General features: G+C 31.3%; 23 protein-coding genes. 14 read left to right on the top strand and 9 right to left on the bottom strand.

Going from position 1 to position 21007, the window contains the following annotated elements; translation table 11 throughout:
- Positions 1-65: 65 nt before the first annotated feature.
- Positions 66-563, bottom strand: coding sequence for a metallophosphoesterase family protein (locus TD29_RS16940; protein WP_040282537.1), 498 nt, complete (start codon positions 561-563; stop codon positions 66-68).
- 153 nt (positions 564-716) lie between these two features.
- Between TD29_RS16940 and truA the strand changes: the two genes are divergently transcribed.
- The 8 genes from truA to TD29_RS16900 all read left to right on the top strand — a co-directional run bounded on the left by truA (position 717) and on the right by TD29_RS16900 (position 9280).
- Positions 717-1460 carry a tRNA pseudouridine(38-40) synthase TruA gene (truA, locus tag TD29_RS16935; RefSeq protein WP_084203529.1) on the top strand — a complete coding sequence of 248 codons (744 nt, stop codon included), beginning with the start codon at positions 717-719 and terminating at the stop codon, positions 1458-1460.
- 32 nt (positions 1461-1492) lie between these two features.
- Positions 1493-3259, top strand: a complete 1767-nt coding sequence (locus TD29_RS16930) for an ABC transporter ATP-binding protein (RefSeq protein ID WP_040282533.1) — start codon at positions 1493-1495, stop codon at positions 3257-3259.
- Positions 3260-3390: 131 nt separating this feature from the next.
- Positions 3391-3624 (top strand): hypothetical protein, encoded by a 234-nt coding sequence (locus tag TD29_RS16925; RefSeq protein ID WP_161792632.1) that lies wholly within the window; start codon positions 3391-3393, stop codon positions 3622-3624.
- Positions 3625-3634: 10 nt separating this feature from the next.
- Positions 3635-4432, top strand: a complete 798-nt coding sequence (locus tag TD29_RS16920) for a GLPGLI family protein (protein WP_040282528.1) — start codon at positions 3635-3637, stop codon at positions 4430-4432.
- A gap of 34 nt (positions 4433-4466) precedes the next feature.
- The gene (locus tag TD29_RS16915; protein WP_040282526.1) at positions 4467-5261 is read left to right on the top strand and encodes a GLPGLI family protein; all 795 of its coding nucleotides are present in this window, start codon (positions 4467-4469) and stop codon (positions 5259-5261) included.
- A gap of 278 nt (positions 5262-5539) precedes the next feature.
- On the top strand, positions 5540-5815 hold the full coding sequence (locus tag TD29_RS16910) for a hypothetical protein (protein ID WP_040282523.1): 276 nt from the start codon (positions 5540-5542) through the stop codon (positions 5813-5815).
- Between the two features lies 1 nt (position 5816).
- Complete coding sequence (locus TD29_RS16905; protein ID WP_040282521.1) at positions 5817-6614, top strand: GLPGLI family protein; 798 nt, start codon at positions 5817-5819, stop codon at positions 6612-6614.
- Positions 6596-9280, top strand: coding sequence for a carboxypeptidase-like regulatory domain-containing protein (locus TD29_RS16900; RefSeq protein WP_040282518.1), 2685 nt, complete (start codon positions 6596-6598; stop codon positions 9278-9280). Before TD29_RS16905 ends, TD29_RS16900 begins: the two co-directional genes overlap by 19 nt.
- A gap of 27 nt (positions 9281-9307) precedes the next feature.
- On the opposite strand, the gene TD29_RS16895 is transcribed toward TD29_RS16900, so the two are convergent.
- From TD29_RS16895 to folP, 5 genes are all read right to left on the bottom strand, one after another.
- Positions 9308-10108: a DUF3667 domain-containing protein gene (locus tag TD29_RS16895; RefSeq protein WP_084203527.1), complete on the bottom strand. Its 801-nt coding sequence runs from the start codon at positions 10106-10108 to the stop codon at positions 9308-9310.
- A 19-nt stretch (positions 10109-10127) separates the two neighbouring features.
- A complete protein-coding gene (locus TD29_RS16890; protein ID WP_161792631.1) occupies positions 10128-10832 on the bottom strand; it encodes a DUF3667 domain-containing protein in 705 nt (234 codons plus the stop codon).
- Between the two features lie 90 nt (positions 10833-10922).
- Positions 10923-11705: a diadenylate cyclase CdaA gene (gene cdaA, locus TD29_RS16885; RefSeq protein ID WP_040282514.1), complete on the bottom strand. Its 783-nt coding sequence runs from the start codon at positions 11703-11705 to the stop codon at positions 10923-10925.
- Positions 11706-11742: 37 nt separating this feature from the next.
- The gene (locus TD29_RS18105) at positions 11743-12429 is read right to left on the bottom strand and encodes a hypothetical protein (protein ID WP_152611548.1); all 687 of its coding nucleotides are present in this window, start codon (positions 12427-12429) and stop codon (positions 11743-11745) included.
- The gene (gene folP / locus TD29_RS16875) at positions 12429-13199 is read right to left on the bottom strand and encodes a dihydropteroate synthase (protein WP_052467169.1); all 771 of its coding nucleotides are present in this window, start codon (positions 13197-13199) and stop codon (positions 12429-12431) included. Before folP ends, TD29_RS18105 begins: the two co-directional genes overlap by 1 nt.
- A 130-nt stretch (positions 13200-13329) precedes the next feature.
- Here folP and TD29_RS16870 point away from each other — a divergent pair, with 130 nt between their 5' ends.
- The 6 genes from TD29_RS16870 (at position 13330) to TD29_RS16845 (ending at position 18449) form a co-directional block, all read left to right on the top strand.
- Positions 13330-13866: a DUF1599 domain-containing protein gene (locus TD29_RS16870; protein ID WP_040282509.1), complete on the top strand. Its 537-nt coding sequence runs from the start codon at positions 13330-13332 to the stop codon at positions 13864-13866.
- Positions 13867-13895: 29 nt separating this feature from the next.
- Entirely contained in the window at positions 13896-15176 is a 1281-nt protein-coding gene (locus TD29_RS16865) for a DoxX family protein (RefSeq protein WP_040282507.1), read from the top strand.
- Positions 15177-15272: 96 nt separating this feature from the next.
- Positions 15273-16349, top strand: a complete 1077-nt coding sequence (locus tag TD29_RS16860) for an ABC transporter permease (protein WP_040282504.1) — start codon at positions 15273-15275, stop codon at positions 16347-16349.
- 62 nt (positions 16350-16411) lie between these two features.
- Positions 16412-17161 (top strand): triose-phosphate isomerase, encoded by a 750-nt coding sequence (tpiA, locus tag TD29_RS16855; protein ID WP_040282502.1) that lies wholly within the window; start codon positions 16412-16414, stop codon positions 17159-17161.
- Between the two features lie 108 nt (positions 17162-17269).
- Positions 17270-18106 (top strand): 50S ribosomal protein L11 methyltransferase, encoded by an 837-nt coding sequence (gene prmA / locus TD29_RS16850; protein ID WP_040282499.1) that lies wholly within the window; start codon positions 17270-17272, stop codon positions 18104-18106.
- 67 nt (positions 18107-18173) lie between these two features.
- Positions 18174-18449 carry an ATP-dependent Clp protease adaptor ClpS gene (locus TD29_RS16845; RefSeq protein ID WP_040282497.1) on the top strand — a complete coding sequence of 92 codons (276 nt, stop codon included), beginning with the start codon at positions 18174-18176 and terminating at the stop codon, positions 18447-18449.
- A 59-nt stretch (positions 18450-18508) separates the two neighbouring features.
- Here TD29_RS16845 and TD29_RS16840 read toward each other — a convergent pair whose 3' ends face one another.
- The 3 genes from TD29_RS16840 to TD29_RS16830 form a co-directional block, all read right to left on the bottom strand.
- Positions 18509-19915: an MBL fold metallo-hydrolase gene (locus TD29_RS16840; RefSeq protein ID WP_040282495.1), complete on the bottom strand. Its 1407-nt coding sequence runs from the start codon at positions 19913-19915 to the stop codon at positions 18509-18511.
- Between the two features lie 115 nt (positions 19916-20030).
- On the bottom strand, positions 20031-20438 hold the full coding sequence (locus TD29_RS16835) for a DUF6691 family protein (RefSeq protein ID WP_040282574.1): 408 nt from the start codon (positions 20436-20438) through the stop codon (positions 20031-20033).
- Between the two features lie 4 nt (positions 20439-20442).
- On the bottom strand, positions 20443-21003 hold the full coding sequence (locus TD29_RS16830; RefSeq protein ID WP_040282493.1) for a YeeE/YedE family protein: 561 nt from the start codon (positions 21001-21003) through the stop codon (positions 20443-20445).
- Positions 21004-21007: the final 4 nt, after the last annotated feature.

Genomic DNA, 21007 nt, shown 5'->3' with positions numbered 1-21007 from the left:
GTGCGTAAACCCAAGGTGAAGACCTTGGGTTTTTTTATGTTTTCTTCGGAAATATTAAAACTTAACTAGTAGCGCTTCGGAAACTCTATAACCTCCAAATTATCAATTTTAGTACCATCTATTGTAAAACGAAGCATGGTTCTTACTTTATGAAACCCATGTTTGCCAACCGCTCCAGGATTCATGTGGATTAAATTGTAGCGTTTATCTGGCATGACTTTTAAGATGTGCGAATGTCCGCAGATAAAAATACGTGGCGGATTTTCCTTAATCAAATCGCGAGTTCTCATATTGTATTTTGGTGGATAACCACCAATATGCGTCATAAAAATAGAAACACCTTCACACATAAACCTATTGTTTTCTGGGAATTCTAATCTTGCTTTCGCATCATCAATATTACCATATACTGCTCGTAATGGTTTTAGAGCTTTAATTTTATCGGTGACCTCTAAATGCCCAATGTCACCAGCATGCCATACTTCGTCAGCTTTTTTAACGTGTTTTAAAATAGCATCATCAATATAGCTATGTGTGTCAGAAAGGAGTAAAATGTTTGTCATGTTCATTTTCCGTAGAAACGGAACTTTAATTAAGTATTAAATTTAGGTATTAGGTTTTAATATTTCCGAAGAAAATCTTTTAATTGTGTTAATTAGATTCCTGCCTTCGCAGGAATAAATTATCTTTGCACATTCACAAAAGTAACATTTCTATTGCGTTTTTTTATTGAATTCTCTTATAACGGAAAAGCATATCATGGTTGGCAAAATCAACCAGACGCCATCTCTGTACAAGAGGTTTTAGAAAATGCATTGTCTACATTATTAAAACAGAAAATTTCTGTAATGGGAGCTGGTAGAACAGATGCTGGAGTGCATGCTTCGCAAATGTTTGCTCATTTTGATTTTAAAGGCCAATTATTAGATAATATTATTTTTAAGCTGAATTCTTTTCTTCCGCAGGATATTGCAATTTTATCTGTATTTGAGGCAAAGGCAGATGCTCATGCTCGTTTTCATGCGGTAAGTAGAACATATAATTATAGAATTTCTACACAAAAAAATGTGTTTAATTATGATTTTGCTTATGCATTACAGCGCTCATTAGATATTGAATTGATGAATAAAGCTTGCAGTATTCTATTGCAGTATACAAATTTTCAATGCTTCTCTAAAGTGAATACAGATGTAAAAACGTATAATTGTAATCTCATGCAAGCGTATTGGACGGTTAACAATGACGAGTTGATTTTTACTATACAAGCAGACCGTTTTTTAAGAAATATGGTGAGAGCTATTGTTGGTACTTTAATAAATATTGGTTTGGGTAAAATGGAGTTAGAAAAGTTACATGATATTTTAGTTTCTAAAGATAGAGGAGAGGCTGGGTTTTCGGTACCTGCTCATGGTTTGTATCTTGTGAATGTGGAGTATCCTGAAACGATAAAAAAGAATTAATAATTAGATTCTCAATTTCTGGGGACATAAATATGGAAAACAAAAAAACTAAAGTCTTTGATTTAACATTGTTTAAACGATTATTGCAATACATTAAGCCTTACAGGTCTGTGTTTATTGTGTCATTAGTTTGCGTTGTAGGACTCGCCGTTTTTGGAGCTTTGAGACCGTTAGTCTTACAAAAAGCAATAGATGAACATGTGGCTTTGAAACAGTATGATGGTTTCCTTTTTTATATCATACTGATGTTGGTATTGTTAATACTTGAAGTTGTAAGTCAATTGTTTTTTATATACTACGCAAATTGGCTTGGTCAATCTATTGTTAAAGATATTAGAGTAAAACTATATAATCATGTACTTAGTTTTAGAATGAAGTATTATGATAATTCATCGGTTGGTGTGTTGATTACGAGAACTGTAACAGATATGGAGCGTATTGCTGCCATATTTGGAGAAGGCTTATTTATGATTTTTAGTGATTTGTTAAAAATGCTCGTTGTTGGAGGCATGATGTTTTATATGAACTGGAAATTAAGTTTGATCGCTTTTGTGACCATGCCAATTGTATTGTTTGCGACTAAGATTTTTCAAAGATATATGAAACGTGCTTTTGAAGAAGTGCGTAATGAAGTATCTAATTTAAATTCTTTTGTGCAAGAGCGAGTTACAGGTATGAAAATATTGCAACTCTTTACTAGAGAAGATACCGAATATAAAAAGTTTAAAGAAATTAATGAACGTCACAAAAAAGGGTGGTTAAAAACGGTTTGGTATAATTCTGTTTTTTTTCCAATAGCCGATTTATTATCGTCTATTACTTTAGGAACCATTATTTGGGTTGGTGGAGTAAGTGTGGTTTCTAGCGGAACAGCGTCTCAAGGTGATCTTTTTGCATTTATCATGTTTGTACCAATGTTGTTTAGACCGCTTAACCAAATCGCGAATAAATTCAACACCTTACAAATGGGAATGGTAGCTGCAGATCGTGTGTTTAAAGTTTTAGATACAACCTCTCAAATTGATGATTCTGGTACAGCTATTGTGACTGAGTTTAAAGGAGCTATTTCGTTTAAGGATGTGCGTTTTTCTTATGTAGAAGATGAAGAGGTGCTCAAAGGAATATCGTTAGATGTTAAAGCCGGACAAACTATTGCCATTGTTGGCTCTACTGGTGCAGGAAAATCTACAATTATTAACTTATTAAATAGGTTTTATGATATTAGTAACGGTTCAATTTGTATTGATGGCACCGATATTAAAAGCTTAACCTTATCTTCATTACGGTCTCAAATTGCAGTGGTTTTGCAAGATGTGTTTTTATTTGCTGATACTATTTTAAATAATATTACACTTAAGGACGAGACGATTTCCGAAGAAACAGTTATACAAGCAGCCAAAGATATTGGAATACATGATTTTATTTCGAGTTTGCCAAATGGGTATCATTATAATGTGAAAGAGCGTGGCGCAATGTTATCGTCTGGTCAGCGGCAATTAATTTCATTTTTGAGGGCTTATGTAACTAACCCAAGTATTTTGGTTTTAGATGAAGCTACATCTTCTGTAGATTCTTACTCAGAGCAACTCATCCAAGATGCTACAGATACAATTACAGAAGGTCGCACTTCTATTGTAATTGCACACCGTTTAGCAACCATACAACAAGCAGATCAAATTATTGTGATGGATGCTGGTAAAATTGTAGAAAAGGGAACTCATCAAGAACTTCTAAAAGTTGAGAATGGGTATTATCGTAATTTGTATGAGGTTCAGTTTTTGAAGGCTGAAATAATTTAACTTTTCAACAAAGCTTTTGTAGTATATTTTCTGTATTTTTCTTGTTTATGTTTGAGTAATATTAATTTAAACCATAAATATATTATGAAAAATTATTTTTATTGCCAATGCTTTGTTTGATGTTTTTAGGGATGTCTAGTTTTAATTCTTCGGAAAAATTAGATGCGAAAACAGACATTTTTTTTCCATGTTCTGTTACTGTAACAGAAACTAATCCTCTTACAGGAGTAGAATATAATGCAACTTATGTATCTAACTCTAGATCTTCTGCACAAGATTGCTTGAATGGTGTAAATGCCTTTTTAGCTGGCAATGTGATGCAATCATCAGATTTTAGAAGATCTCCAGTTTTAGTAATGGAATAAATTAAAATACATGAAGATTCTTATTAATTTAATTTTATTTATTTGCTGTTTTTCAATTTACGGACAAACAACTGATTCAATTCCTGTCTATGAATATGAAATACGATATAATTTAGGTAGAGCTTTAGTTAAAAAAGGTTACGTTTTTGAATATCAATCGTTTGTAAGGTTTAATTCTACCAAAACAGAATTTATTGAAAATTTTAATAGATTATCAACAGATAAGAAAAGCGGAAATCCTCAAATAAATCTTGTTTGGGCTGGTGATGGCTCTGAAAATCACTATACAGATTTAAAGAATAGTATTCATCATAGTTCTTATGTTTTGCCTCTAGAAGTTGTTGCTACGTCAGAGATTTTGGTAGAGCAAAATTGGAAACTTACTGGAAAAACTAAAATTGTCAATAATATTGACTGTGTTGAGGTAGTTGCAGATTTTCGAGGAAGAACTTATATTGCTTATATCGATATTAAACGTCCAATTAATTTTGGACCATGGAAGTTTAAAGGATTACCAGGCTTAGTTATCAAGCTAGCTGATACTGATAATAAATTAAGTTGGGTTCTAACTAATATTTCGTACAAATCAATAAAAGAAATTGAAGATTTTGTCATCAAGCAAAATGAATATTTTAATTCTTTAAAAAATCTGTCTTTAAGAGAATATGTTGATTTACATGATAATGTTCAAAACGGAGGAAGTCTTGCTGAATCAAAGTTACCTCGTGATTATAAAAAAGTTAAAACTTATAATAAATTTCAACGTAAAGGTTTCGAATTAAAATTTGAATGGGAAACAGAAGATTGAAAAAGATTACCTGTACTATTTGATATCCAATAATATGAAATACTTCATTTACATAGTCTTTTTTTGTCAATTCTTTGGGCATGGTCAAGACAATGACTCTATACCTATATTTGAATATGAAGTTAATTATAACTTAGGTAAAGCCTTGGTGAAGAAAGGTTTTGTTTTTGAATATAATTCCAATGTTTATTATAATACGTCAAAAACAGAGTTTATAGAAAACATTGAGAAGTTAACAACAGATGGAAATACAGGTGTGCCTAATGTTAATTTATTTTCAGCTGGTGATGGGACAGAAAATAATGTGAGTCTCTTTAAGGAGAAAATTCATTTAGACACTTATTCTTTGGGTAATGATGTATTACTAACGGATGAGATGTTACAAATGCAGAAATGGGTTTCTACAGGACATATGAAATTGGTAAATGGCAGGAATTGTGCAGAAATGGTTTCAGGCTTTAGAGGTAGAGATTATATTGCTTATGTTGATTTAACAATTCCAGTAAAATTTGGACCATGGAAATTTAATAGTTTTCCAGGATTACCTATATTAATTTATGATACTGAGAATAAGCTCCAATGGACCTTAACTGAGATTAGAAAAAAAAGCTATGGTAATATTTTAAATTTCATAGAAGAGCAAGAGTCCTATTTAAATTCTTTAAAAAAAATGACATTAAGAGAATATGTTAAATTGTACGACGATACTGATCATGGACATACCTTAATGGTTTCAAAACTATCAAGGGATTATAAGAGAGAAAACGGTAGAAAAAAGATGAAAAGAGAAGGTTTCGAACTAAAATTTGAATGGGAAACAGTAGATTGAAACTAAATAAATTTCAAATTAGTTTATTAATTGCTTGTTGCTTTATGCTAACAAACAATTTTTATTTGCTCAATTGCAATTAGTGGATTAATAAAGGATTCATTAGATATACCAATTATTGTAATTTGTATGAGGTTCAGTTTTTAAAGGCTGAAATAATTTAACTTTTCAATAAAGCTTTTGTAGTATATTTTCTGTATTTTTCTTGTTTATGTTTATGTTTATGTTTATGTTTATGTTTATGTTTGAGTAATATTAATTTAAACCATAAATATATTATGAAAAAATTATTTTTATTGCCAATGCTTTGTTTGTTGTTTTTAGTAATGTCTAGTTTTAGTTCCACCGAGGTTTTAGATGAAGATTTTAGTACATGTTGGGTAACTCTTACATATACTAATATGAATACTGGAGAATCTCACACAGAGACTTATTATTCTAATTCGAGAACATCTGGAGCAGATTGTGCAGCAGGCGCACAAGCTCTTGCTAATGGAGATTTTATGAATTCCTCAGATTTTAGACGTTCACCAGTTTTAGCTCCAGCATTTTAGCATGCGATTTTTTTTACTTTTCATAACCTTTTTTAGTCAAATTTATTTATTTGGTCAAAATAATGATTCCATACCAGTTCTAGAGTATGAGGTCAATTATAACCTAGGAAAAGCATTGGTTAAAAAAGGTTATGTTTTTAATTATAAGAAAAACACCTATTATCATACTTCTAAGACAGTATTTTTAGAAGATATAGAAAAGCTTAGTATTGATGAGGTTACTGGAATTCCAAATGTTAATGTGTTTTCTGCAGGTGATGGTTCTGATTTTAATATTAGTTACAAACAAAAAAATGAACATATAACTAAGCATTCAATTGGTTATGAGCTTATTAAAACTACAGAAGTCTTGCAAACTTTTATTTGGAAACCTACTGGTATCAAAAAGATTGTTAATGGGAGGCAATGCGTAGAACTAACTTCATATTTTAGAGGTAGAACTTATTTAGCTTTGGTGGATTTGTCTGTGCCTATAGATTTTGGACCTTGGAAATTTAATAGTTTTCCTGGTTTACCAGTTTTGATTTATGATACCGAGAATAAGCTAAAATGGACATTAACTAATGTATCTAAAGAGAGTGATCAAAAAATAAAAAAATTTATTTTAGAGCTTAAGGATTATTCAAAATCATTAAAAGAGATGACTCTTAAAGATTTTATAGATTTATATGATAAAACTAACAATGGATATGATATGGCGACTTCTAAGATGCCTAGAGATTACCAACGTGAGAAATCATTTAAAAAGAGAAAAAGAGGTGGTCTAGAATTAAAATTTGAATGGGAAGCAAAAGATTAAAAAAGAAAGGTTATCTAAATAAATTTATAATTGCTTGTTATTTTATATTAACAAGCAATTTTTTATTTGCTCAATTTGAAATTAGTGGGTCAGTTAAGGATTCATTAGATATACCAATAGATGGTGTTAATATTTTAATTTTCAAGAATGACTCTTTAAAAACTTTTACGTTTTCTAAAAATGGTATTTATAAAATAAATGGTTTATCTAAAGGAATCTATAAATTAGAAGTATCATCTATGTCTTATGAAAAAACGTCTAAAATTATAGAATTACATAAAAATGAGATTGTAAACTTTTTACTCAAAGATAAACTTACTCAAATAAAAGAGGTCGTCATTGAAGTAGAAAGAGATATTGAAATTAAAGGAGACACAATTATTTTTAAAGCAGATGCTTTTAATAAAAAAAAGAATATCGTTGTTGAAGATTTGCTTAAAAGTATTCCAGGTATTAGTGTAGAGCAAGACGGAACTTTGAAGTTTCAAGGTAAATTAATTACTAATGTTAAAATAGATAATGATGATTTATTTGAAGGTGGATATTCTGTATTAACCAAAAATTTAAATGCAGATGTTATTGATAAAATTGAGGTATTACAAAATTATAGTAGAAATCCTTTGCTAAAAAATATTAGAGATACCCAAGATATTGCACTTAATTTAACATTAAAGGAAGACAGAAAAGCTAATGTATTAGGTAATGTAGAATTAGGATTTGCTAATAAAGATCGATACGATGTGAATAGTAATTTAATCTCTTTATTAAAAAAGAGTAAGCATTATGTGCTGACAGATTTTAATACCATAGGTGATGATGTAGTTTCAGATATTAATGGGATTTTAAGTAGTAAAAATGATGATGAAAGTTATAATCTTGGTCGAAAAGAAAGTAGTGCCACGTTAACAACACTAAATACTGTAAGACCAGTTTTTGATAATAGATTTGTAAATTTCAATACTTCTAAATTTACAAATATAAATTCAATATTTAATGTGTCTAAAAATCTTAAAATTAAAGCTTTAGGGATTTTATTTTCAGATAGTAAAGATTATAAAAGTCAGAATGTAACAAACTTTATAACAGAAGATCCATTCACCTTAATTGAAGATTTTAACACAAGTACTAAAGATAAACTTGGTTTAGGTAAATTAAGTGTTGAATGGAATATTGGCAAAAAGAAACGTTTGGAGTATCAAGGATCTTTTTATAATTTAAAATCAAATGGTGTAGGAGATTTAGTTCAAAATCAAGTTGATATTTATGAAGATTTAAATTCAAAAACATCAAGGCATAACCATTTTGCTCATTATACTTCTAGATTTAAGGATAGCTCTGCCGTAGTAATTTCAGCAAGATACATTAATGAGGATAAGCCAATTGAATATCTTGTAAAACCGTATTTGTATGGAGAATTCTTTTATCCTGAAAGTGAGTCACAAACGTTTGAACAATCAATATCAATAATAGATTCTAAAATGAATCTTAAAACGATTCAATTTGGTTATTTAAATAATGGCTCAAAGTTTAATTATGAAAGTTATTTAGGATTCAAAAATAGAAATGACGATATCAATTCAAGTTTAAGGTTTAAGGATAATGCTGCTGGTATATTTAGTGCAAATGAAGATTTTAATAATGATTTTGAACTCAACTCTAAATTATTTTATTTTTATAATAGGCTTAGGTTTTCTTTTGGTAAAATTGACGTATTCACTAACGTTAACCTCAATTATGATAGATTGAAACTTGAAAATAGTGAGGTTATTGAAAGTTCAAATTATTTTTTTTTAAATACGAGTTTAAACTTAAAATATCAACCTAATAAAAAGCATGAACTCATTTCTGGGTTTCGTACTAATGGTAATGTGACTAACGCAAGTAACTTATTTAATGATTTCGTACAATTTAATTACAGAACATTTTATAAGGGTATAGATCATAGTAGTTTGTTGCGCAGTAATGTGATGTATTTTAATTATAGGTATGGTAGTTGGACAGATAAATTCTCAGCTAATTTGAATTTTAGATATACTCAAAACAAGAATTTTATATCTTCTAACTCCTCTATTTCACTAGACCTCAATACGACAGAACAAATAATTTTAGACGATAGTAAAAATTATATTTTAGGTGTAAATTTTGATAGGTACATAGATTTTATCTCATCTAATCTTAAATTAAAAACATCGTATAGTCGTTCAGAGTATATTGATCTTGTAAATAATTTTGAACGAAATATAAGCTCTAATAATTTTAATTATGGATTTGAAATGAGGTCAGCTTTTAATGGTGCATTTAATTTTACTTTAGGTACTGAATGGAGAAAAATTAAGTTTGATATCAATAATTCTTCTGCGCAAAACACGAATAGTAAATCGTTTATTGATCTTGATTTTTCGTTTTCAGAAAGTTTAAATCTCTCTATAATAAATGAGCGCTATGGGTTTGGTAATTTACCAAAGAATGACAGATCATATTATTTTACTAATATTGAAGCTAAATATCAATTTAAGGGTAGTAAGTTTTCTTCATCATTAAGAATCAATAATCTTTATGATAATGATTCTTTTGATATATTTTCATTGACCGATATTACAACATTCACATCGAGAACACCTTTGATTAATCGATATTTTATGTTGGGTTTAAATTATAGATTTTAGTGATTAAAGGCGCTGAGGCAAGTTAAATTATTGCTTTGGAGCAAAGTCTTGGAGATCTACTGCTCCAGATAGTAATAAGGTTATAACACCTAGTATAGAAAAACCAATATAAATTATAAATCCAATCACTAAAAATAATAATGTTTTAAGGATCAATTGTTTTGCACTCAGTTTAAATAATCTAGTGTGAATATAGCAATGATAAATGAAAATAAATAGATACATCGCAGAGGCAAAAAACATGTATTTTTCAGGAAAAGTTAAAAACACGATCAATCCAAATACAACAGAAATAATAGAATAAACCGACATACTATAGAGGTAAAGTATGACATGTTCAGTATAGTTGTATTTTTTATTATAAAAAACAATCAAACTAACTAAAGCTCCAATAGGAATTAATAATGAAAAGAGTAGTGAGGCATATTCTAAAGATAAATCTGAAGTCATCTCCATAATTTTTCTTGTAGCCTCATTCTCTGCAGACTCTAAATCACCAACAAATTGAGAAGCCTGCAAATGTTTTTTAAAAAACTTACTTATTAAAAATACATTTAAACCATTTATGGTTAGAATAATTCCAAAAAAACTTACTGGATTTACATAACGTTTTCTAACACCTTGCACATAGCTGTCAATGACAATTTCTGGCTTTTTAAATAAATCAATAAATGTCCTTAAAAGCTTATTGTCGTAATTGAAGAACGTTTCAGAAAAATGCTCAAAAAGGTTTTTGAACGTAAGACGTTTTCTAATCACTCTTCCTCCGCACATATTGCAATAATCACTATTTGCAGGTAGCTGATTGTTGCAGTTTTTACAAGTCATATAAGAGCTATTTTGTTAATTAATTTGTATAACCAATTATAATCCCTGTGATGCCAATGCCAACGCCTACCATTAGAAATATACCAGTAAACATACACATGACTAATAAAAAGTGAGCAAAACCTTCTAAATATGAAACATTAAACACTCGTTTTAATATCCAAAATAGGTAGATAAATACTAGAAAAGTAACGACACCAGAAATAAGCAAGTAATTAAATCCAAAACATAAAAACAGTATACTTAATAAGGCTGTAATTATTATGACTTGTGCATTATAATACAAATTTAAAACTAAATGCTCTGTGAAATTATAGCGCCTTACTGGTTTGATAATTTTATAAGCTAACCAAGTGGCTAAAGTATATATAGGCACAGTGCATATATAAATAATACTTTGGTAGTTATTAATTTCTTCTAAACTTGCTAAGCTAGAATAATAAGGGTTTTCTTTTCCTCCAGTAGCTTTTTCAAAGGGTTTTATGAAATCCATGGCATGTGCTAGATCATCACTAAAAAAAGTATTCATTAAAAAGACTTGAATACCAACTAGTGTTAATGAAATAGCAAAATATTGAATTACGTTTATATACTTTTTGCGTGTTCCTTCTATAAAACCATTAATTATAGTTTCTGGTTGCGTAAAAAGATGTGTAAATGTTTTAAGAAACTTATTATCAATATTTAAAAATTGAAGGCTAACATCTTCCCAAAGGTTTTTCATTGTGAGACGCTTTCTCACAATTTTTGCACCACAATTAGGGCAGAAGTTTAATGTGTCATTTAAAGTTACTTTGCAATTTCTACAATTCATTTAAGTTAAATCTTTATACAATAGAGCGGTTAAATCTTGTATGGTTTCAAACATTACAAACTCACCATTTTTGAGGTATGAAATTTGTCCGGTTTCCTCACTAACCACAAGAGCAACTGCGTCTGTTTTTTCAGTAATACCAACAGCAGCACGATGACGTAAACCAAATCGTTGCGGTATATTTTGATCGTTACTCACAGGTAAAATAACACGAGTAGCTTTAACTACATTATTTTCTATAATGACTGCACCATCATGCAACGGACTATTTTTAAAAAAGATACTTTCAATAATAGGTTGCGTAACTTTAATATTCATTTCATCACCAGTATTGGTCAAAAAATCGAGGTTGTTATTACGTTCTAAAACTATAAGTGCTCCAGTTTTTGATTGTGACATTTTATCACAAGCATTCACAAGTGCATTAATATCGGTTTCTGTTTCGGCTTCGGTTTTTAAGAATTTCATTTTTTTGAAAAACTTACCACTACCACTTAAATTGGTCGATCCAACCATTAATAAAAATTTCCGTATTTCGGGTTGAAACACAACAATTAGTGCAATAATCCCAACTTTAATAAAACCATCAAAGATGCGATGAAGCATGTACATATCTAGAAACTCTGTCACGCGCCAAACCAGATATATGATAAGTATCCCAATAAAAATATTGACAGCAACAGTGCCTTTAACCAATTTGTAGATATAATAGAGTAGAATAGCGACGAGAAAAACGTCGATAAAATCTATAATACCAAAATCCCAAAATTTGAATCTATCCAATGGTTAATGTGTTTAGCGTAAATGTAATAATTATTGGTTAAAATAAGAATTCATCTTTGTTTATTGAAATTGTTTCTGATTCTATTTTTTTAAGTTCAGATTTAAAAGTTATATAGTTTTGAAAACTTAATCGAGAAATAAACATCAAATCAATGCTTAAATGCCTGTTTTCATTTTGAAGTTTGCGTAATTCGTCTTTTAGAAAAGAAGTTTGTAAAATTTCTTGATTTGTTTCTTTTGATTTGTATAATCCATCGATGCTAAAGTAACCTTCAAAAAAGCTTATAATAACATGACCTTCAATTTTTTTTATTGGTAAATCATTCTCATATAAATCAATATTTGTTATGTAATTCACATCAGTAAACTCCAAAAATCCTAAGTTGCTAATACTAGTATCATGACAGGTAAAGTAATTTTTAGCAGCTTCATTTTTATGCATTTTAGCATTGCGTTTCTTCTCTTGTAAAAACTTTATCTTCGGAATAGCTTGTGCAAGCGTCAATCGTTTATCAACATTTATTAACCAGTTGGTCGTGCTAATCAAATTTTTCCGGTTGAGTTCTACGCTATCTTCTTTGGTTTCGTCATAAAATACATAGGCGTGAGACACATCTTGTATTTCGGTAATGTTTGCATTTTGTATTTCAGGGAGTTGTAACGTGCGCTCATTTCCGCAGGAAAAAAGAAGTACAGCTATTAAAAGTAGAGATATGTGTTTCATTAGTGTAATTGTTGAGTTAGTTTCACGCATTCCATGGCTTCTTTTACATCATGCACTCTCAAAATATCAGCACCTTTTTGTAAGGCAATGGTGTTGAGAATGGTGGTTCCGTTTAACGCGTCTTCCGCAGAAAAATTTAAAGTTTTATAAATCATAGATTTTCTAGAGAGTCCTGCCAAAATAGGGAGATCTGTCATTTTTAAGAGCTCAAACTTGTTGAGTAACTCGTAATTTTGCGCTACAGTTTTTGCAAATCCAAAACCAGGATCAATAATTAAATCTACGATGCCTAATGCTCTAGCTTTAGTAATACGTTCAGAAAAATAGAAGAGAATATCCTTAACCAAATTTTCATAATTGGTGAGTGTTGCCATTGTTTTAGGATTGCCTCTCATATGCATCATCACGTAAGGCACTTTTAAATGCGCAACTGTTTTAAGCATAGTATCGTCTAAATGTCCTGCCGAAATATCATTGATCATGCATGCACCTGCTTTAACAGCTTGCTCTGCAACCGCACTTCTAAAGGTATCTACGGAAATGAGCACATCTGGAAATTCGTCAACTATTAGTTTAATAATTGGGATGACACGTTGTATTTCTTCGTCTTGTGAAACATCTTGTGCACCAGGTCTAGAGCTATAACCACCAACATCTATAAAAGTTGCTCCTTCGTTAAGCATGGTCTTGACTTGTTCAATAATTAAGTCGCTATTATTATGTTGACCACCATCATAAAAAGAATCTGGTGTGACATTGAGAATACCCATCACTTTAGGTTGTGAGAGATCTATTAATTGACCGTTACAATTTATGGTTTTACTCAAAGCTATATAGTATGGTTAAAGTTTTTAAATCTGATTAATTTATGCGAAATTTACGGAAAATAAAATGTTTTAAATGCAAGATACTTCAAAACAATATGATGCTGTAATTTCAACATGTAGAAGTCTTTTTATTAATAAAATGAAAGACTACGGAAGCGCATGGCGAATTTTAAGATTACCATCATTAACCGATCAAATTTTTATCAAAGCGCAACGCATTAGAGGCTTGCAACAAAATAACGAGCGTAAAGTTGATGAAGGTGAGGTAAGCGAGTTTATTGGGATTATCAATTATTGTACCATGGCTTTAATACAATTAGAGAAAGGTGTGGTAGAGCAACCAGATTTGTCATTAGACGAAGCAACCGCATTATATGATGACAAAATTGCTCTAACCAAACAACTCATGATGGACAAAAACCATGATTATGGTGAAGCTTGGAGAGATATGAGAGTAAGTAGTTTAACCGATTTGATTTTGCAAAAATTATTACGTGTTAAGCAAATCGAAGATAACGCAGGAAAAACATTAGTAAGTGAAGGGATTGATGCTAATTATCAGGATATGATAAACTATTCGGTATTTGCCTTAATTCACTTAGAAAATTAATAGCAGTTTATTAAATCACATCAATATACATGAAAATATTTATTACCATCTCTAGACTCATTGTTGGAAGTTTATTTATCGTTTCAGGATTAATTAAATGTAACGATACCATTGGTTTCTCTTATAAATTGAATGACTATTTTGCTCAAGATGTTTTAAATCTTGAGTTTTTAATACCCTATTCATTATTACTTGCAGTAAGTATATGTGTCGTAGAAATTGTGCTTGGTGTCGCTGTGATTTTTGGATTAAAAAGTAAATTATCTTCAACATTAATTTTATTAATGATGTTGTTTTTTACATGGCTTACTTGGTATACATCAAGTTGTTTAGTTGCGCAAGAAGCTGCAGGTAGACTAGGGCAAGAGTTTACTCAAAACTGTGTGACAGATTGTGGTTGCTTTGGTGATGCTCTAGAGTTAACTCCAAAAGAATCATTCTATAAAGATCTCTTTTTATTGATTTTTACAATTCCGTTATTCCTTTTCGCATTTAAAAACAAAATTCAAAAAAACACAAAAACCGAAGATTGGTTTTATATGATCACCTCATTATTGCTCATTTTAGGTTTTGGAGCCTTATACATTGGTTGGTGGTTTACTGTCGTGTTTTCAGTAGTGTTATATGCACTTGTTTATCTTATAAAGCAAAAAACTAAAGGCGATTGGTTAGCATTATTAGGAGCTTATGTATTGTGCTTAGGGTTCACATATTACTGCTTAGAAAATTTACCATTAAAAGATTTTAGAGCCTATAAAATTGGTGATAATTTTCAAGAGAATATGACCTTGCCTGCAGATGCTCAAAAAGCTGTGACCGATTATATTTGGACCTATAAATTAGATGGGAAAGAACAAACCTATACCGATAGAGGTCGTGGACCAGAAAAATACGACGAAATTATAGGTGTCGAAACCATTGTGATTGAAGAAGGTGATGAGCCTAAAATTCAAGATTTTACAATAGAATCACCAGATGAAGATTTAACTCAACAATTTTTAGAGACAGATAAATTAGTCATGATTGTCTCATACAGTCTAGAAAAATCAGATCCAAATGGGATGCAAGCACTTAAAGCTATGGCAGATGAAGCTAAGAAAAAAGGCTATACCGTTATTGGTTTAACAGCTTCTGGAGAAGACAAGAAAAAAGAAATTAAAGACACTTACGATTTAGATTTTGATTTTTACCTCTGTGATGAAAAAGTATTGAAAACGGTTGTGAGATCAAATCCTGGTATCGTTGTTTTAGAAAAAGGAACTGTGACCCAAAAAACACATTGGAATGCAATTGATGATATTGATTTCTAAATGTAAGTCGTAGTTTTAAGAGTGTTTCATTATTTAAATTAGTGCCTCTAAAAACTACGAATACTTGAAAATAAAAACTAAAAAACATCAAAAACACTGGTAAGATACATCCTAAATAAAACCTTTTATGCCTTACTAACCCTTCTAGGAGTTGTAACCGTTATATTTTATTTATTTAATATTTTGCCAGGAGATCCAGCACAAATGATGCTTGGTCAAAATGAAGATAGCGATCAAATTGCAGCTGTAAAAGCAAAATACGGATTTGATAAATCCATCTCCACGCAGTATTTATATTATCTCAACGATTTATCGCCAATCTCCTTTCATTCTAAAAATCAAGAGGATTATACGTTTTTAAAAGATGGTAAATATGCAGCTTCAAAACTGTTTTCCTTCGATAATGTTACAACCGTCATCAAGTTTCCTTATTTACGAGAATCCTTTACCAAACAAGGTAAAAAGGTGTCGCACGTTATAGGAGAAACATTGCCAAATACTGCAGTTTTGGCTGTTTCGGCAATTGTAATAGCTATTATTTTAGGCGTTTTATTCGGCATTTTATCTGCACTTTATAAAGACACTTGGATTGATAAAACCATTCAAATTTTTAGCACATTAGGAATGAGTGTACCATCCTTCTTTAGTGCTATCCTTTTTGCCTGGTTTTTTGGCTTTGTTTTACATGAATACACCAATTTAGAAATGACCGGAAGTTTATATGAACTCGATGATTTTGGAGAACGCATGAACATTCAATGGAAAAACCTCATATTGCCAGCTCTGGTTTTAGGGATTCGTCCGTTGGCAGTTGTCATTCAACTCATGCGAAATTCACTACTAGAAGTATTTAATCAAGATTATATTAGAACAGCCAGAGCTAAAGGGCTCAGCGAATTTCAGATTATAAAAAAACACGCCATAAAAAATGCGTTAAACCCTGTCGTTACAGCAATCTCAGGATGGTTTGCATCCATGCTTGCAGGAGCCGTATTTGTAGAATACATTTTTGGCTGGAACGGACTAGGAAAAGAAATTGTAAACGCCTTAAATACTTTAGATTTACCAGTAATTATGGGTTCGGTACTTATTATTGCTGTTTTATTTATTATCATTAATATCTTTGTTGATGTTATTTATGGTTGGCTAGATCCTAAGGTGAAGCTAGAATAACTAAATAAAAACAACTCTTAAAATAAATTTTATTTCTTCGGAAACGTTAAAACACCACACAAATGAGAAAAAATATTGTAGCAGGTAACTGGAAAATGAATAACGATCTTTCGCAAACAGAACGGTTAATAACAGATTTAAAAAAACAATCTAAAACCTCAAATGCCGAAGTGATGATTGCACCATCTTTTACTAATTTATGGCACGCGTTTGAAGCCACTAGATTAGATGATATTGAAGTTGTCGCTCAAAACATGCACTTCGCAGAAAACGGAGCGTACACTGGAGAAGTTAACGCAAGCATGCTAAAAAGCATTGGTGTTAAAACCGTGATTTTAGGACATAGCGAACGTCGAGCGTATTTTAATGAAACAGATGAATCTTTAGCAAAAAAAGTAGATGCAGCTTTAGCTCATGATATGCGTATTATTTTCTGTTTTGGAGAAGAATTAGCAGATCGTAAAGCTGGAAATGAAGAGACTATAGTAGGTTCTCAAATTAAAAATGCTTTGTTTCACTTAGAAGCCTCTGCATTTAAAAATATAGTGTTGGCTTATGAGCCAGTGTGGGCTATTGGTACAGGTGAAACAGCAAGTCCTGAGCAAGCACAAGATATGCACGCATTTATCAGGCAAACATTACAAACAAAATACGGTAATGACGTGGCAGATGCTATGACCATTCTTTATGGTGGTAGTGTAAAACCAGCAAATGCTAAGGAGATTTTTAGTAAGCCAGATGTTGATGGCGGATTAATTGGAGGAGCAGCTTTAAAAGCCGAAGATTTTTATGCAATTGTAAACGCGTTTTAAAAAACAACTTACTGCATTAAATGATAAGGGTATTTTCTAGTTTTTGAACTTAGAGAATACCCTTTTGTATTTGGTTTTAGTTGTATCTTTGCAGTCTAAAATCTTGACATGTCAAATACAATTTACATAGGTTACTATTTCAAAGTACAACCATTGCAACCAGCAGTAGAGATTCTAATTGCAGAGTTAGGGTATGCAGGTTTTGAAAGTTTTGTAGAAACTGAAGACGGTGTTACAGCCTACATTCAAAAGGAAGAATGGCATGATAAAATCCTTAACGATATCCAAATTTTAAACTCTAATGAGTTTGATATTACGTTTTCTTCGGAAGAAATAGAGCAAACCAACTGGAATGCCGAATGGGAAAAGAATTTTAACCCGATTATTGTTGATAATATGTGCTCTGTTAGAGCGCCTTTTCATGAAAAACCGAACACAGAATATGATATAATCATAGAACCTAAAATGAGTTTTGGTACAGGTCATCATGAAACAACACATATGATGATTCAACATATCCTCAAAAACGATTTCAAGGATAAATCGGTTTTAGATATGGGTTGTGGTACTGGAGTTTTAGCAATTCTTGCCGAAATGAAAGGTGCAAAACCATTAGATGCTATAGATTACGATAATTGGTGTTACCTAAATAGTTTAGAAAATGTTGAGAGAAATCAATGCCAGCACATTTCCGTAGAAGAAGGAGATGCGAGTGTATTGCCAGGAAGACATTACGATATTGTTATTGCTAATATCAATAGAAATATTCTACTCAATGATATGGCAACCTATGCTAACACTTTAAATGATAATGGCACTTTATTTTTAAGCGGATTTTACAACGATGATATCAAAGTTATTGAAGCCGAATGTAATAAACATGGTTTAGTTCACGTTGAAACATTAGAAAGAAATAATTGGGTAGCTTTAAAATTTCAGAAATAATTTTTAAATTTATAGTAATATTTAACGACCAACCTCATTAAATAATTTGATGACTATGAACCAAATAATGAGCACGAAAGAAAAAGTAAAAGAAGAATATCTCGTTGATACCTTAGAGCAACCTCTAAATGAGATTGTCGTTTATAATGACGATGTAAATACATTTGATCATGTAATAGATACCTTAATTTATGCATGCGATCATACACCAGAGCAAGCAGAACAATGCTCAATTATAGTACATTACAAAGGTCAATGTACTGTGAAAACTGGAGAGTATAAAGAGTTAGAGCCTCGTTGCTCTATGCTTTTGGAAGCCGGTTTGAGTGCTGAGATTGTTTAATAAAAAGTAAAAAACAAAAAAAAGCCTTAGATTACTAATAGTCTAAGGCTTTTTTGTTGTTATAAGGTTGACGGACAAACAAAATCTGTCATTGGTAAATCGGTTTGTTTTATAGCTCCAAAACCACCAGCAACATCTACAAGGTTGTGAAACCCTCTTGCTTTTAAAATAGACGCAGCAATCACACTTCTATAACCGCCAGCACAATGAATATGATAGGTTTTATCTTTAGAAACGTCATTCATTTGATCGTTAATAAAATCGAGTGCAAAATGTTGAGCATTTTCTAAATGTGTACTTGCATATTCGCCATTATTTCTCACATCTAAAATATTAACATCACCTTGTTTTACTCTATCAGCAAATTCACTTGCAGATATAGATTCTAAGGTGTCAATATCTTTTCCTGCGGAAATCCAAGTTTCAATACCACCTTCTAAATATCCTAGAGTATTATCGTAACCAACACGAGATAAACGTGTCACGGCTTCTTGACTTTTACCTTCTGGTACAACAAGAATGATGGGTTGTTTAATATCTTTTATTAATGCACCAACCCAAGGTGCAAATCCGCCATTTAATCCAATAAATATAGAATTTGGGATATGACTTTTTATAAAATCACTTTGCGTTCTTACATCTAATACTAAAGCATCTTCATGATTTGCTAGGTCTTCAAAATCTTGAGCTGATAATGGAATGTTTCCTGTTTTTAAAACAGTTTCAAAATTGTCATAACCTGTTTTGTTTAACATGGCATTTTTAGCAAAATATTGAGGAGGAGGCGCAATACCATCTAAAACTTCTGTTACAAACTCGTCTTTGGTCATATCTGCACGCAAAGCATAATTTGTTTTCTTTTGATCTCCAATACTTCCTATGGTTTCTTTGCTGAGGTTTTTTCCGCAGGCAGAACCTGCACCATGAGCAGGATAAACAATAACATCATCAGCAAGAGGCATGATTTTGTTACGAAGTGAATCGAATAACATGGCAGCTAAATCTTCTTTTGTTAAATCTGATTTTATAGCCAAATCTGGTCGTCCTACATCACCTAGAAATAAGGTGTCACCAGAAAAAATAGCATGATCTTTTCCGTTTTCATCAATTAATAAATAGGTTGTAGATTCTAAAGTGTGACCAGGCGTGTGTAAGGCTTTTATGGTAATATTTCCCAGTTTAAATGTTTCATTGTCTTTTGCAGCGTGTATCTCGTATGAGGTTTCTGCTCCTGGGCCATAAACGATTGTAGCTCCAGTTTTTTGAGCTAGATCTACATGTCCTGAAACGAAATCTGCATGAAAATGTGTTTCAAAAATATACTTGATTTTAGCATTGCTTTTAGTTGCTTTATCAATGTATGATTGTGTTTCGCGAAGAGGATCTATGATGGCGACCTCTCCATTTGATTCTATATAGTAAGCACCTTGTGCTAAACAGCTTGTGTATAATTGTTCTATCTTCATAGTTAAATAAATTTTGCTCCAAATTATAGAGTTGGTTATACTTAGTCTCTGTACATTTTATGTGCCAAAGATACGATGTGTTATATTTTTTTGAACTGACAAATATCAGGTTTGTTTAATGTGGTAATTTATCTTTTAATAAACCATAAACGTAGGTTCCTAAAAGTGCGGCTAGAATTACAATGAGTACAGAAAACGCTCCTGTACCAATAAGTATGTACATTGGTCCAGGACAAGCTCCAGATAAAGCCCAACCTAACCCAAAGATAGTGCCACCAATAATATAGCGTTTGTAGCCTTTATCTTTTTTAGGGACTGTCATAAATGCGCCATTTATGTTTTTGTATTTTTTACTTATTAATAGTAAAACGATTCCGGTAATTACGGCAGTGCCAATAATGCCATACATATGAAAAGATTCAAATTTGAACATTTCATAGATGCGATACCATGATACCGCTTCAGATTTTACGAGTACAATTCCGAAGATAATTCCGACGAATAAAAATTTTATATACTTTATCATATTAACCAAAAATTAAAGGGAATAATAAATGAATCATAATAAGTCCTCCTAAAAAGAAGCCAATTACAGCGATAAGCGATGGTACTTGTAAACTACTTAAACCAGTAATGGCATGGCCAGAAGTACATCCTCCAGCGTATCGTGTACCGAAACCAACTAGAAATCCGCCAATGATTAAAATGGCCAATCCTTTTAAACTTAGTACAGCATCCCAACTATAAAGTTCTGCTGGTAATAAAGATTTACCTGCATCTTCAAACCCGAGAGAACTAAGTGTTTTTACGGTATCTGGATTTAAATTTATATCAGTTGGAACAGATAGGTAAAAATGTGCTATAAAGCCGCCAATAATTGCTCCTAAAACGACAATGAGATTCCAGCGTTGGGTTTTCCAATCAAAATCAAAAAACTTTACTTTGTTACCAGCACCTGCTATAGAACAAAGTGTTCTAAGGTTTGAGGACATACCAAATGTTTTTCCGAAGTAAATAAGAGTAAACATAATAATGGCTATTAAAGGACCAGAAACGTACCAAGGCCAAGGTTGTAAAATGTATTCCATGTGT

The organism is Psychroserpens damuponensis (genome assembly GCF_000826655.1).
In the GTDB taxonomy this organism is placed as follows: Bacteria; Bacteroidota; Bacteroidia; order Flavobacteriales; family Flavobacteriaceae; genus Psychroserpens; species Psychroserpens damuponensis.
This window is presented reverse-complemented; position numbering and strand designations above follow the sequence as displayed.